The sequence below is a fragment of the Actinokineospora spheciospongiae genome (assembly GCF_000564855.1).
GTDB classification, from domain to species: domain Bacteria; phylum Actinomycetota; class Actinomycetes; order Mycobacteriales; family Pseudonocardiaceae; genus Actinokineospora; species Actinokineospora spheciospongiae.
This window is the reverse complement of record NZ_AYXG01000158.1, coordinates 1-13476: the sequence shown is the minus strand read 5'-3', so window position 1 is coordinate 13476 and position 13476 is coordinate 1. Positions and strand designations below refer to the sequence as shown.

Sequence of the window (13476 nt, the reverse complement as noted above, 5' to 3'; positions counted from 1 at the left end):
CATCCCCGCCGGGCACGACAGCCGCCGCACCGACAGCCCGGTGCGGCGCGGCACCCTGCGACCGCTGGTGTTCGGCGACGACCCCGACGAGGTCGCGCACCGCCGGAGCGCCCTGGAGAACCCGATCCGCTGAGGGTGGGCGGTTCCCCCGGTGGGCGTTCGACAGCCGGTCCACCGCGCGGGGTTGCGCCGGCGGTGCCGGTGGGTCGGCGGTACGGTGGACGCCCGTCGAGAGCCTGACGCTTCCCCAGCCGGACACGGCGGTCGTCACGGCGGTCGTCACGCCAGTCGTCATGTCGGAGCACGCGGGCGCCCGCCGGGTCGGAGAGGCCACACCATGCCGACCGGCGACGACACCACCGGGGGCGCCCGGGTGTGGGCGTGGGTGGCCGAGCGCGCGGCGGACCTCGACGTCCCGGTGTCGATACCGGTGCTGTGCGACACCGCGGTGCTGCGGTTGGGGGTCTCCGGCGCCACGCAGACCGCGGAACTGCCCGGGGGCTGGCCGCAGACCGTCCACGCGACCGACGAACTGGGGGCGCGGCTCGCCGGACTCCAGGTCACCGCGGGCCAGGGGCCCTGCCTGGACGTGTGGCGCGACGGCGGCCCGGTGCTCGTGCCGGAACTCGACACCCCCACCACCCAACGCCGCTGGCCGCTGTTCACGCCGTCGGCGGCGCGCTGCGGCGCCGCGGCGCTGTTCGCCTTCCCGCTGGCCGTCGGCGCGATCCGGGTCGGCGTGCTGGCCCTGCACCTGACCGAGCCCCGGCGCCTGGCACCGGCCACCCTGGCCGACGCGGTGGCGTTCGCGCACCTGGCGCTGCGGCTGCACCTCGACACCCGGATCGGGCGCGACGGGTCCGCGCCCCGGCTGCACGACCCCCGGCTGCACCAGGCGACCGGGATGGTCTCGGCGCAACTGGAGGTCGGCGTGGAGGAGGCGTTCACCCGGTTGCGGGCCAGGGCGTTCGCCGACGACCGACCGCTCGCCGACCTGGCCGCCGACGTGGTGGCCCGGCGGCTGCGGTTCGACCCCGCCGACGAGGCGGGATGAGCGGGGGCGGGCGTCCCCCACCGCCCGGTCCTACGCTGGGGGCGACGGAGGAGAAGACGAAGATGGCCGAAGACCGCTTGGTGGGGGTGTTCGTCGAACTCGCCGACACCCTGGTCGACGAGTTCGACGTGATCGACTTCCTGCACCTGCTCGTGGACCGGTGCGTGGGCGTGCTCGGGGTGGACGCCGCCGGGCTGCTGCTGGCCGACCAGCAGGGCCACCTCCGGCTCATGGCCAGCTCCGACGAGCACGTGCGGCTGCTGGAGCTGTTCCAGTTGCAGAGCGACGAGGGCCCGTGCCTGGAGGCGTTCGCCACCGCCGCGCCGGTGAGCGTGGCCGACCTGCGCACCGACGACACCCGCTGGCCGCGGTTCGCCTCCGCCGCCGTCGCGGCGGGGTTCCTCGCCGTGGACGCCCTGCCGATGCGGTTGCGCGACCAGGTGATCGGCGCGCTGAACCTGTTCCACGCGGACGCGGGGGCGCTGAGCCCGGCAGCGCGGCGGGACGCGCAGGCCCTGGTGGACGTGGCGACGATCGGGCTGTTGCAGGAGCGGGCGATCCGCCAGCAGGAGGTCATCACCGAGCAGTTGCAGACCGCGCTGCACAACCGGGTGGTCGTCGAGCAGGCCAAGGGGCTGGTGGCCGAGCGCCTCGGGGTCGAGGTGGGGGCCGCGTTCACCGCGCTGCGCGACTACGCGCGCTCGCACGGCCGCAAGCTCGGCGAGGTGGCCCACCAGGTGATCTCCCGCGAGCTCAGCACCGAGCAACTGCTGGGCCGGACCACGGCCTGAGCGGTGCCCGGAGCCCACCGCTCCGATCGCCGCCGTGCTCGGGTTCCCGGTGGCGCAGGCGGATTCACGTGCGCGCGGACCCGGCCGCCGGTCCGGTGTCCGAATTGGACCGGAGGTCACCGGTCCCCGCCCAGCGCGTCGATCGACCACGCCCCAGGTCCACCACTCGGGCGGGGGTTCTCACACCGGTCCGGCCTCCGGTCGGAACGCGCTGATCCGCCGCGCCAGGGCGCGCGCGTCGGCGTCGCCGCGCCGCCGGGCCGCCTCGTCGCGCAGCGGTCGCAGCCGGGCCGCGGTGCGGACCGAGGCCAGGCCGCGGCACAGATCGAGCACCTGCTCGCCCACGGCCACCGCCCGCTCCACCTGCTCGTCGATGAGCAGGCAGGTCGCCAACGAGATCAGGGTGAACGCCCGGCTGCGCGCCATGTCCGGCCCGTACCCGTCGAGCGCGGCCACCAGCGCGGGCACCGCGGACTCGACGTGCCGGGGGTCGACGCTGCGCGCCAGTTCGGTGTGGACGACCCCGGTCATCGCCGAGAGGTCCGCGGCGGTGAAGAACGCCGCCCAGGCGGGCACCGGTTCCCCGCGCGCCCCGGCGAAATCGTCCCGCGCCCCGGCCAGCAGCGCCAGCGCCGCCCCCTCGTCCCCCAGCCTCGCCCGCGCCCACGCCTGGTTCGCCCCGGTCACCGCCAGCGCCAGCGCCGACCCGCCCGCCCCCGCCGCCCGCTCCCCGAGCCGGAACTCCGCCAGCGCCTGCTCCGGGGAGTCGTGGTGCAGCCGCACCCGCCCGCGCCGGTAGTGGATGTTCGACAGCAGCACCCGGTCCCCGCCCAGGGCGGCCACCTCCAGCGCCACCCCGAAGTGGACCAGCGCCTCGTCGACCGCGCCGGTGTCGAAGCAGGCCCACCCGGCCAGGTTGTGCAGGTCGGCCACCGCGGTGCACAGCGGCCCCAGCACGTCGTCGGCGACGTGCAGGCCGAGCAGCGCCCTGGCCGCGGGCAGCCGCGCCACCGCGGCGTCCCGGCAGCGGCCGCCGCCGTGGCGGTAGTCCAGTCGCCGCAGCCTGCCGGTGAAGTCGACGACCGCGGTCACGTCGGTGTGCCCGATCCGGCCGCGTCTCGCCCACGGCTCGGTGCGGGGGTGCTCTCGGGGTCGTTCGACCGGCTCGGGCATGGGGTACCTCCGGCGGCGGGTGCTGGCTGCGCGGTACGGCCGTCGGGGTCCGGGGCGAGGTGGGGAACCCATGGTGGCACAGCTCACAGGCGCCGGTGCCCGCTTTCACCCGACAGGGGATGGTCTTCCCGTCGGGGCGGTGTGCGGGGTCGCTGGTCGACGCCGCGCCGGTGGGAGGCGGCGTCAGGGGCGGTGGGGCCCGCGGCGGGGGTTGGGGCTCAGGAGCTGCCGGGTGCTGATCCGGCCCTCGATGACGGCTCGGGCGACGTCGCCCAGTTTGAGGTTGGCGGCTCGGGCGAAACCGCGCAGGGCGGCGAAGGCGCCGTCCATGTCGATCTGCAGGCGTTCGGCGACGAGGCCCTTGGCCTGCTCGATGCCCACCCGGCTGGTCAGCGCGGACTGGAGCTGCTCGGCCAGCACCTGGTGGTGGTGCAGCGATCGGTGCTGCACCAGACCGATGGTGGCGACCTCGACCAGGGACGTGGCGGTGCGCAGCGCGGTGGCGCCCAGCGGGCCCGGTGAGGTGCGGAACAGGGTCAGGGCGCCGAGGACGTCGGTGCGCAGGCGCATCGGCACCGCGTCCACCGCGGCGAAGCCCGCCGCCCCGGCCGCGGGGGCGAACCTGGGCCAGCGGCGGTGGCCGTCGGTGCGGAGGTTCGGTTCGTCGACGGGGGCGCCGGTGGTGAAGGCGTCGACGCCAGGGCCCTCCACGGTGTGCAGCCGGTGGGGTTCGGCGGCTCGGAGCCGGTCGCCGGAGGTGGCGATCAGCTCCAGCCGGCCGTGGGGGTCGGCCAGCAGCAGCGCCGCCGCGTCGACGCCGACGAGTTCCGCCGAGCGGTCGGTCAGCAGGTGCAGGAACTCGACCACGTCGAAGTCCTCGACGAGGGTGTCGGCCAGCTCGACGAAGGTCTCGGCCAGCCGGTCGGCGTTCACCACAGCTACCTCACTGGTGCGACTCGGGGGGTGGGGCCTCCGGTCCGCCCTGCCACCACGGCGCTGTGGTGCTGTGCTCCCCGTCGAAGGTGGGTCGGGATTCCCGCCCGGGTACTCGCGATCGCCTCACTCTACGCGCCCCGGGTGGGCCGGGCACCCCTGCCCGCGTGCCCGGGTCACCGGCCGCTGGTGGCCTTGCGGTTGATCGGACCCTTGTTGGAGTTGCCGTAGGTCATGCCCGCCGATTCCCCCGAGCACAGGCACTTGCGGGCCGGGCCGCCCGCGGCGCCGGCGCGGCAGAACCGCAGGGCGATCGGGTCGTGCGCGTCCAGCGGGTGCGGGCACGCGGTGCAGGTCTCCTCGGCGTGGTCACCGGCATCCGGTGTCGAGGCATCCGGGGTGGAGGAACTCGGGGTGGAGGAATTCGCTAGCGCGTCCATGGTCGGCATCCGCCCAGTCCTGTGATGTCGTCCCTGGTGTCCCGTGGTCTATTACCGCGGGGGCCGGGGCGACACCCCCAGGCTACCCCGGTGCGCCCCCGGAGGCCGACCACGCGCCCGGGTCCGGCCCCGGGCCACGCCGCGCCCGTCGCCGCTTCGCCTCGGCGCGGTTCGCCGGGCGCAGCCGGGGTCGGCCACCACGACCAGGTCGGCCTCGTCGAACCCGCCCGAGGTGGCCCAAACCAGGTAGGTGCGGACGCGCTCGCCCGCCCCACCTCCCCGGTCAGCCGCTCAGCGCCCACCGGATGGCCCGGACCATGCCGTGGCCCGCGACCCGGACGGCCGCACTGTCCAGGCCGGGCAGGCGCGGCACGGCGAGCTGGTCGCGGGCCCAGCGGGGCAGCATCGCCACCGCGTTGGCCCCCAGCACGCCGTAGGGCAGCCGCACCGGCCACGGGATCGGCGGCGTCAGCAGCAGGAAGCGCGCCGCGTCCCGCGCCTCCGGGGTCGGGCGCAACTCGGGGCGGTAGGACTCCAGTTGCTCGGCCAGCTCGGCCTCGGTGCGCGGCGGGTCGGTCACCCCCAGGGCGGTGGCCACCCGGGCGGCGTCGGCCACGTAGCCGTCGCGGCCAACCTGGTCCAGCGGGCGTGCGCCGTGGCGCTGGTGGGCGCGCAGGAAGCTGTCGACCTCGGCGACGTGCACCCAGGCCAGCAGGTGCGGGTCGGCCGCGTGGTAGGCCGCCCCCTCGGCGGTGGTGCCGCGGACCCGCTGGTGGATGCCGCGCACCTGGTCCACCGCCCGCTGCGCGTCCTCGGCGGTGGCGAACGTCGTGGTGGCCAGGAAGGTGCTCGTGCGGGCCAGCCGCCCCCACGGGTCGCCGCGGTAGCCGGAGTGGGCCGCGACCGCCGCCATGGCCAGCGGGTGCAGCGATTGCAGCAGCAGCGCCCGCAACCCGCCGACGAACATCGACGCGTCGCCGTGCACCGCGCGGATCGGGCGGTCCTCGCCGAACCACCGGGGGCCGGGGGTGTCGTGGATGCGCGAGCGCGCCGCCGGACCGTCCGGCCCGGCCACCCGCTCGAACAGCACCTCCCCGGCCAGTCGCCGGACACCGCCGGGCCGCACCACGTCCTCGAACCGCACCGGACCTCCCACCGCTCACCACGAGCTTAGGCGGTGTCCGGTGGGCAGGCGCATGGCCGGGCGCGACGCCCCGCGCACCGGCAGGCTCGTCGTCGAGGCCGTGCGCGCGGCCGGTGTCCGCGCGGTGCTCGCCACCGGCTGGGGCGGTATCGCGTCCACGGGGTCGACGGATGTGCTCGTCATCGACCAGGCGCCGCACGACCGGCTGTTCCCGCGCATGAGCGCCGTCGTGCACCACGGCGGTGGCGGCACCACGGCCGCCGCGCTGGCCGCGGGCGTTCCCCAGGTGGTGTGCCCCTTCGTCGCCGACCAACCCCACTGGGCGCACCGCGCCCACCTCCTCGGTGTCGCCCCGCCGTCGCTGCGACAGCAAGAGCTGACCGCCACCGCCATCACCACCGCCGTGCACGACGAGGCGATCCGCCGCCGAGTGGAAGGGGTCGGCCGGGTCGTGCGTGCGGAAGACGGTGTCGCACAGGCCGTCGCCGCGCTCGAACACCTCGTCCGCTGACCACATTATTCCACAGTGGACACCCTGGCCCGGGTGTGGCCGCCGCCTGCTCGGGGGTGGGGGTCGCGGGCCTCGGCGCGAACTTGCCCGGGTCGGCGACGGGTTCGGCCTCGAACACCACCGGGCCTGGTCCACCCGAGTCTTCCACCGGTATGACCGTTTTGGCCGGAATACCCGATAGGGTGATCGCAGAGCGCAGCCGGGAGAAGGGGTACGCCTTGGGCGAGGACGCGCGGGTCGAGTACGACGCCGTCGTGATCGGGGCCGGGTTCGCGGGCCTGCACATGCTCTCGGAGCTGCGCGGGAGCGGGTTCACCTGCCACGCGTTCGAGGCGGGCGGGGGAGTGGGCGGCACCTGGTACTGGAACCGCTACCCGGGTGCCCGTTGCGACATCGAGAGCCTCGACTACTGCTACCTGCACGACCGCGACCTGCACCGGGAGTGGCGCTGGTCCGAGCGGTTCGCCGGGCAGCCGGAGATCCTGCGCTACGCCGAGCACGTCGCGCGGCGGCGCGGGCTGCTGCCGCTGATCACCTTCGACACCCGGGTCACCGCCGCGGAGTTCGACGGGTCCGGCTGGCTGGTGCGCACCGAGCACGGCGCCGAGGTGCGCTGCCGGTTCCTCATCACCGCCGCGGGCTGCATGTCCGCCGTGCACACCCCGGGAATCCCCGGCCTGGACGACTTCCGCGGCACGCGCCCGCACACCGGCCGCTGGCCGCGCGAACCCGTCGACCTGGCGGGCAAGCGCGTCGGCGTCATCGGCACCGGGTCCTCGGGCATCCAGGTGATCCCGGAGATCGCCAAGTCCGCCGCCGAGGTGGTGGTGTTCCAGCGGACCCCGAACTTCAGCGTCCCCTCCGGGAACCGGCCGCTGACCGACGCCGAACTCGACCGCGCCGCCGACACCTACGACGACCGCGTGGAGTCCGCGCGCACCACCCGCTTCGGCCACCCGGTCACCGGCACCGGCCGGGCGATCCTGGACACCGACCCGGACACCGCCCTGGCGGAGCTGGAGGCCAGGTGGGCCGCGGGCGGCACGCACATCGTCGCCACCTTCACCGACACCGGCCGCGACCTCGACGCCAACGCGCGGCTCGCCGACTTCTTCCGCGCGAAGATCCGCCAGGCCGTCGCCGACCCGGGCACCGCCGAGCGCCTGGCCCCCACCGGGTACCCGATCGGCACCAAGCGGCTCTGCGTCGACACCGGCTACTTCGACACCTTCAACGCCGACCACGTGCGCCTGGTCGACCTGCGCGCCGAACCGATCGAGCGCGTCACCGCCGACGGCGTCCGCACCACCGCGGCGGAGTACCCGCTCGACGTGCTGGTCCTCGCCACCGGCTACGACACCTTCACCGGCGCGCTGACCAGGATCGACATCACCGGCCGCGACGGCGCGGAACTCGCCGCGCGGTGGGCGGGCGGGCCGCGCAGCTACCTCGGGCTGGCGGTGGCCGGGTTCCCGAACCTGTTCACCATCACCGGACCCGGCAGCACGATGGTCCTGTCGAACGTGCTGCGCGCCATCGAGCACCACGTGACCTGGATTCGAGACCTGCTGGTGCACCTGCGCGAAACCGACGCCACCGCCGAGGCCGAGACCGCCGCCCAGGACGACTGGGTCGAGCAGGTCGCCGCGGCGGCGGCCAAGACCCTCTACGGGCACACCGATTCCTACTACCTCGGCGCGAACGTCGAGGGCAAGGCGCGCGTGTTCATGCCGTACGCGGGCGGCCTGGACACCTACCGGCGCATCTGCGACTCCGTCGCCGAGGACGGCTACCGCGGCTTCCGGCTCACCCCGGCGCGGGTCACCGCGTGAGCGCCCGCCCGCTGTCCGCGCTCGGCCTCGCCGCCGTCCTGCTGGGTGTGCTGCTGCCGATGATGGACTCGTTCATCGTCAACGTCGCCCTGCCCACCATCGCCGCCGACCTGTCCGCGAGCAGCGCGGACCTGGAACTCGTCGTCGCGGGCTACGGCACCGCGTTCACCCTGTTCCTGGTGCTGGGCGGGCGCCTTGGTGACGCGTTCGGCCGCAGGCGGGTGCTGGTGGCCGGGCTGGCCGTGTTCGTGGTGGCGTCCCTGGCGTGCGCGTTCGCCACCACCGCGCCGTGGTTGGTCGCCGCGCGGGTCGCGCAGGGCGCGGCGGCGGCGTTGGTGCCACCGCAGGTGCTCGGCACGATCCAGGCCGCCGTGCCGCCGGAGCGGCGGGCGGCGGCGATGAGCCGGTACGCGGCCGTGAGCGGCCTGGCCGCCATCCTCGGGCTAGTGCTCGGCGGCCTGCTGGTCGAACTCGACCTGTTCGGCACGTCGTGGCGGTTGATCTTCCTGGTCAACCTGCCGCTGGGCGTGCTCGCGGCGGTCCTGTGCCTGCTCGCGGTCCCCGACACCAGGTCGCCGAACCCCACCGGCGTCGACCTGCGCGGCACGGCGCTGCTCGGCGCGGTGGTGCTGCTGCTGCTCGTGCCGCTCAACCGGGGTCCGCTGCTCGGCTGGCCGTGGTGGACGGTCGCGCTGCTGCTCCTGGTGCCGGTGGCGGCGATCGCGTTGTGGCGCGTGGAGAAGCGGGTGGTCGCCGCCGGGCGGGTGCCGCTGCTGCCGCCCGCCGTCCTCGCCGAACCGCGGGTCCGCGGCGGCCTGGTGCTGGTCGCGCCGTTCCTGGCCGCCTGGGCCGGTTTCCTGTTCGCCCTGCCGCTGACACTGCAACACGGGTTCGGCCTCGACCCGCTCACCGCCGGGCTCACCGTGGCGCCGATGTCGCTGGCGTTCCTGCTCGGTTCGTTCGCCATTCCCGCGCTGCGCACCAGGTTGGGCGAGCGGGTCCTGCCCGCGGGCGCGCTCGTGCAGGCGGCGGGGGTGGTGTGGCTGCTGGTCCTGCTCGGTGTGCTGCACGCCCCGGTGTGGGCGGCGCTGCCGGGGTTGGTGCTGGTCGGCCTCGGGCAGGCGCTGGTCGTGGGCGCCTCGCAGATCTCGGTGCTGGGCGCGGTCCCCACCGCCTACGCGGGCGTGGGCGGTGGGGTGCTGGTGACCACGCAGCAGGGCTCGATGGCGATCGGTGTGGCCGCCCTCGGCACCCTGTACGCCACGGTGACCGTGGGACAGGGCAACGCGACGGCGTTCGCGGTGGTGCTGGGCGTGCAGCTCGCGATCGGCCTCGGCGTGGCCCTCGCGGGCCGGGGCATGGCGCGACTCGCGCCGGTCGGCTGAGCGCGACCGGCGCCCGCCGGTGCTCGTCAGCGGACGGCGGCGGCGTCCAGGTCGGCGATCTGGGCCATGGACAGGCCGAGTTCGCCGTGCAGGAAGCGCACCATGGTCCAGTGCGGCAGCGCACCCTCGTCGAACGGGCCGAAGGCGTCGCGGTAGAGCGGAATCCACCGGAGGGCCTCGGCGGCGGCCCGCTCGCGCGTGGACTCCTCCTCGTAGGCGGTGTAGCTGACGCTGCGGTGCTCGATGAAGAATCCGCCGGGCAGCCGCGCGCACAGCTCGCGGTACTCGGCGGTCTGGAGGATCAGGTAGTGCCACACCTCGTCGATCTCCTGCTCCACCGGCAGGAACAGCCCCGCCAGCTCCTCGCGGTGCGCGGAGACGAGGTACAGGTACCGCAGGCACTCCAGCGCCTGCCGCTCGACGAAGTCGGCCGGCTCGCCGGTCTTGGCCGCGAAGTGCTCCACGACCTCGGCGTACAGCGGTTCGCCCAGCAGGGAGCGCAGGTCGGCGGGGGAGACGGTCGGCACGGTTCTCCTAACGGGTGCGGGAATCCGGGTGCAGCCAGGCGTACTTGCCCGACTTGCCGATGGGGATGTGCTCGCGGTGGACCGGGGTGACCGACAGTTCCAGGTGCTCGGCCAGCACCCGCGCCAGCGCGGCCGGGTCGGGCAGCGGCCGGTCGTCGAAGGTCGTGTACTCCAGCTCACCGGCGGTGCCCTCGCCGACCCGCAGCCGGTACAGGAACACCCCGGGCGCGGTCTCGCCGATCCACCGGTCGAGGTCGCCGTGGCACAGCAGCGTGGAGCCGACGCGGATCAGTTCCTTCTCCCGGCCGCAGAACCGGGCGATCCGCTCCGGGTCGGGGCTGCCGTCGACGGTGCGCGCGCAGTCGCCGGAGCGGTAGCGGATCAGCGGCATCCAGGGGTTGCGGATGCTGGAGACGATCAGGCTGTAGAGCGTGCTGCCCTCTTCGACCGGCACCAGTTCCACCCGCATCCGGTCCAGGTGCGGGTGGTAGCCGCCGGTGCTGTCGCTGTAGTAGAGGTAGCCCAACTCGGTGCTGCCGAACAGGTCCACGATGGGGCAGTCGAAGTGCGCGCGCAGGAACCGGGACACGTTGTCCGGGGTGTACTCGTAGGCGTGGATGATGCTCGACGGGCGCGGGAAGTCCTGCGCCAGCCCGAATTCGTCGGCCTTGCGCACCAGGTGCGCCAGGTGGTAGCTCGAACAGTCGAGGTGGTACTGGCCGCTGGGGTGCGCCGCGCGGGTCTGCTCGATCTCGTCGAGCATCCGCCGCACCTCCGCGCGCGTCCACAGCGCGGGGTCGACCTGCTGGTTGACGTAGACGGTCCGCTCGTCGAGCCACCGGTCGGCCAGCTCCGGGTGCTCGGCGGGCTGCTCACCGCGCGCCTTCGCGTTGATCCGGGCGACGTGCTCGGTGGCCAGCACCGTGGTCACCGACACGCGCGGGCAGCCCAGTTCCCAGGTGTGCTTGATGTCGGGGTGTTCGCCCCACAGCCGGTAGTAGCTCTTGAGCAGGAAGTACGGCGGGCGGATGATCTGCATCCTGGCGTGGTTGGTGCCGGTCGACAGCACGAACTCCGCCGCCCCGGTCTCCAGCGCCGCCGCCAGGTCCGGTGTCATCCAGTTGTCGGGGAAACCCCTTGCTATGACGTCCTTCTCCAGGATCGGGAACTCACCGCTGCGCAGGTTCTCCCGGTAGATGGGGATGTCCTTGATCCGGTCGAGCATCTCCGGATCGGGCCGGCCCGTCATGCGCACCCCTTCTGTGACCTGCCTTCTGGAACACGCCGGTGGTCGGCGACGCGCGTCGCCGACCACCGGTGCGGGGAATCCCGTCAGCCCTTGGAGATGCAACCCTGCTTCTTGGAGATGCACCCGTCCTTGGTGGCCGAGTTCGCGGCCACCCACTTGGCCCACACGTCGTCCTGGGCGAGCTTCGCGACCAGCTTGTCCATGCCGTACCTCCGAGAGGGGGAAGGGGAAACGCGGGGACCGAGTGGTCCGCCGCTGACGTGGAACACTGCCCACCGAGTCCAGTGCTTCGGACATTTCGGACAGGCACACCGGCGACGCTACCAGAGCCCGTCCGAAATGTCCGCTGTGTCAGCATGGCTGATCAACGGCGGCGTGTCGGTAAGCCGATCGGGCGATCCCGGCTGCCAGACTTCCGCCGGTGTACACCCCGTCCGACCTCGCCGACCTGCTCGACTGCGAACACCGCAGCGTGCTGCGGCAGGCGCACGCGGCGGGGGTGGCGGGCGCCCCCCGCCCGGTGCGCGGCGGCGACCAACTCGCCGCCAAGCACGGCCGGGCGCACGAGCAGGCCACGCTGACCCGCCTCCGCGAGGAGGTAACCGCCCTGGTCGAGATCGACGAGCGCGACCCCGCCACCGCCGCGACCGAGACCGCCGCCGCGCTCGCGGCGGGCACCGACGTCGTCTACCAGGCCGTCTTCCTCGACGAGACCTTCTCCGGCCGCGCCGACTTCCTCCAGCGCGACGCCCAGGGCCGCTACGAGGTCTACGACACCAAACTCGCCCGCCGGGCCAGGCCGGGCGCGGTGATCCAACTGGCCGCCTACGCCGACGCCCTGCGCCGCGCGGGCTGGCCCAGCGGCCCGAACATGCACCTGCTCCTCGGCGACGGCAGCACCGAGACGCTGCGGGTGGACGACTTCCTGCCGCTGCTGCGCCGCCTGCGCGACCGCCTGACCAGCCGCGAACCCGGCCTGCCCGAGCAACTGTGGGCCGACGAGCGCGCCGCCTGCGGCACCTGCGCCTTCGCCCAGCACTGCGCCGACGGCCGCGAGGCCGACCGCGACCTGTCCCTGGTCGCCGGGATGCGCACCGACCAGCGGCGCAAGCTCGCCGCCGCGGGCCTGGGCACGATCGACGCCCTGGCCCAGGCCGGACCCGAGGCCCGGCCCAAGAGCATCTCGCCCGCCTCGTTCACCGCCCTGCGCGCCCAGGCGGCGATCCAGGTCCGCCAGGACGCCACCGGCAAGATCAGCTACGAGGTCGTCGACCCGGATGCCCTGGCCTCCCTGCCCGCCCCCAGCCCCGGCGACGTGTTCTTCGACATGGAGGGCGACCCGTACGCCCTCGACGGCGACGGCCTGGAGTACCTGTTCGGCGCGGTGACCGCCGACGGCGCCCGCGGGTTCACCCCGTTCTGGGCCCACTCCCGCAGGCAGGAGAAGAAGGCGTTCGAGGACTTCGTCGACTTCGCCACCGCCCGCCTAGGGCCTGTCCTGCGGATCTTCACTTGAGATGGAGGACGATGCAGGCGAGGATGATCTCGGCTCGGTGGTAGGCGGCTCGTTTGGCGAACCTGGTGGCCAGGCCGCGGAACTGCTTGAGCCGGTTGAAACAGCGTTCGACGACGTTGCGCATCTTGTAGATGTCGGTGTCGAAGGCCGGTGGCCTGCCACCGGCCGAGCCCTTGGCCTTGCGGTGGGCGACCTGGTCGACACGCTCGGGGATAGTGGCCTTGATCCGTCGCTGTCGTAGCGCGGTGCGGGTGCTCGGGTGGGCGTAGGCCTTGTCGGCGATCACCCGCCCGACCCGCACCCGCTGCCCGTCGACGTCGATGTCATCGATGTCCTCAAGCAGCGGCAGCAGTTGCGGGTTGTCCCCGGCCTGGCCGGGGGTGAGGATCACCGCCAGCGGCAGACCGGCCGCGTCGACGGCCAGATGGAGCTTGGTCGTCAGCCCTCCGCGGGAGCGTCCGAGGCATTCCCCGTCGATGGCGAGGTTCTCGATCCAGTCCGCGCAGCCCCCTTTTTCCGGGCACCGGCCGCGTGTTGGTGGGCCCGGATGCTCGTGGAGTCGACGCTGACCACGAAGGCCACGTTGTCCTCGAGTGTCCCGAGTGAGTCGTCTTTGACGATCACGTGCTCCAGTATCCGGTCCCACGTCCCGTCGGCGGTCCACTTCCGCAACCGTTCGTGCGCTGTCTTCCACGGCCCATACCGTCCTGGCAGGTCACGCCAGGGCGCGCCGGTGCGTTCCTTCCACAGGATCGCGTCGATCACCTGCCGGTGACTGCGCCACCGACCACCGCGCTGCCCGCTCTGCGCGGGCAGCAACGGCGCGATCGCAGCCCAGGCCTTGTCCGTCAGCTCACCACGTCCGACCACACCCCATCATCTGCACACGATCATGGGAAAGATCCGCAGGACACGCCCTAG

The 13476-nt window shown here is 73.8% G+C and carries 11 protein-coding genes and 2 pseudogenes; 6 read left to right on the top strand and 7 right to left on the bottom strand.

Features of this window, described 5'->3' with window-relative positions; all coding sequences use genetic code 11:
- Window positions 1-337: 337 nt before the first annotated feature.
- Window positions 338-1054, top strand: a complete 717-nt coding sequence (locus UO65_RS20795) for an ANTAR domain-containing protein (RefSeq protein ID WP_035285236.1) — start codon at window positions 338-340, stop codon at window positions 1052-1054.
- 62 nt (window positions 1055-1116) lie between these two features.
- Complete coding sequence (locus UO65_RS20790) at window positions 1117-1845, top strand: GAF and ANTAR domain-containing protein (RefSeq protein WP_035285234.1); 729 nt, start codon at window positions 1117-1119, stop codon at window positions 1843-1845.
- A gap of 180 nt (window positions 1846-2025) precedes the next feature.
- Here the strand turns inward: UO65_RS20790 and UO65_RS20785 are convergent, their stop codons facing one another.
- From UO65_RS20785 to UO65_RS20770, 4 genes are all read right to left on the bottom strand, one after another.
- Complete coding sequence (locus UO65_RS20785) at window positions 2026-3018, bottom strand: hypothetical protein (protein WP_052021426.1); 993 nt, start codon at window positions 3016-3018, stop codon at window positions 2026-2028.
- 183 nt (window positions 3019-3201) lie between these two features.
- Window positions 3202-3951 (bottom strand): GAF and ANTAR domain-containing protein, encoded by a 750-nt coding sequence (locus UO65_RS20780; protein WP_035285231.1) that lies wholly within the window; start codon window positions 3949-3951, stop codon window positions 3202-3204.
- Between the two features lie 176 nt (window positions 3952-4127).
- Complete coding sequence (locus UO65_RS37495) at window positions 4128-4391, bottom strand: RGCVC family protein (protein ID WP_152552190.1); 264 nt, start codon at window positions 4389-4391, stop codon at window positions 4128-4130.
- A gap of 283 nt (window positions 4392-4674) precedes the next feature.
- Window positions 4675-5535 carry an oxygenase MpaB family protein gene (locus tag UO65_RS20770; RefSeq protein WP_233427779.1) on the bottom strand — a complete coding sequence of 287 codons (861 nt, stop codon included), beginning with the start codon at window positions 5533-5535 and terminating at the stop codon, window positions 4675-4677.
- 40 nt (window positions 5536-5575) lie between these two features.
- Between UO65_RS20770 and UO65_RS20765 the strand changes: the two genes are divergently transcribed.
- The 3 genes from UO65_RS20765 to UO65_RS20755 all read left to right on the top strand — a co-directional run bounded on the left by UO65_RS20765 (window position 5576) and on the right by UO65_RS20755 (window position 9263).
- Window positions 5576-6046, top strand: coding sequence for a glycosyltransferase (locus tag UO65_RS20765; protein WP_200873416.1), 471 nt, complete (start codon window positions 5576-5578; stop codon window positions 6044-6046).
- A 182-nt stretch (window positions 6047-6228) separates the two neighbouring features.
- A complete protein-coding gene (locus UO65_RS20760) occupies window positions 6229-7878 on the top strand; it encodes a flavin-containing monooxygenase (RefSeq protein ID WP_233427778.1) in 1650 nt (549 codons plus the stop codon).
- Window positions 7875-9263 carry an MFS transporter gene (locus UO65_RS20755; protein WP_233427777.1) on the top strand — a complete coding sequence of 463 codons (1389 nt, stop codon included), beginning with the start codon at window positions 7875-7877 and terminating at the stop codon, window positions 9261-9263. Before UO65_RS20760 ends, UO65_RS20755 begins: the two co-directional genes overlap by 4 nt.
- A gap of 26 nt (window positions 9264-9289) precedes the next feature.
- Here the strand turns inward: UO65_RS20755 and UO65_RS20750 are convergent, their stop codons facing one another.
- Together UO65_RS20750 and UO65_RS20745 are read right to left on the bottom strand one after the other, a co-directional pair.
- Window positions 9290-9790 carry a hypothetical protein gene (locus UO65_RS20750; RefSeq protein WP_035285225.1) on the bottom strand — a complete coding sequence of 167 codons (501 nt, stop codon included), beginning with the start codon at window positions 9788-9790 and terminating at the stop codon, window positions 9290-9292.
- Between the two features lie 7 nt (window positions 9791-9797).
- The gene (locus tag UO65_RS20745; protein ID WP_035285222.1) at window positions 9798-11039 is read right to left on the bottom strand and encodes a phenylacetate--CoA ligase family protein; all 1242 of its coding nucleotides are present in this window, start codon (window positions 11037-11039) and stop codon (window positions 9798-9800) included.
- Window positions 11040-11460: 421 nt separating this feature from the next.
- Between UO65_RS20745 and UO65_RS20740 the strand changes: the two are divergent.
- Window positions 11461-12528, top strand: a pseudogene (locus UO65_RS20740) (TM0106 family RecB-like putative nuclease); the annotation flags it as partial.
- Window positions 12529-12547: 19 nt separating this feature from the next.
- On the opposite strand, the pseudogene UO65_RS34775 reads toward UO65_RS20740, so the two are convergent.
- A pseudogene (locus tag UO65_RS34775) lies at window positions 12548-13425 on the bottom strand (IS5 family transposase).
- Between the last annotated feature and the right edge of the window lie 51 nt (window positions 13426-13476).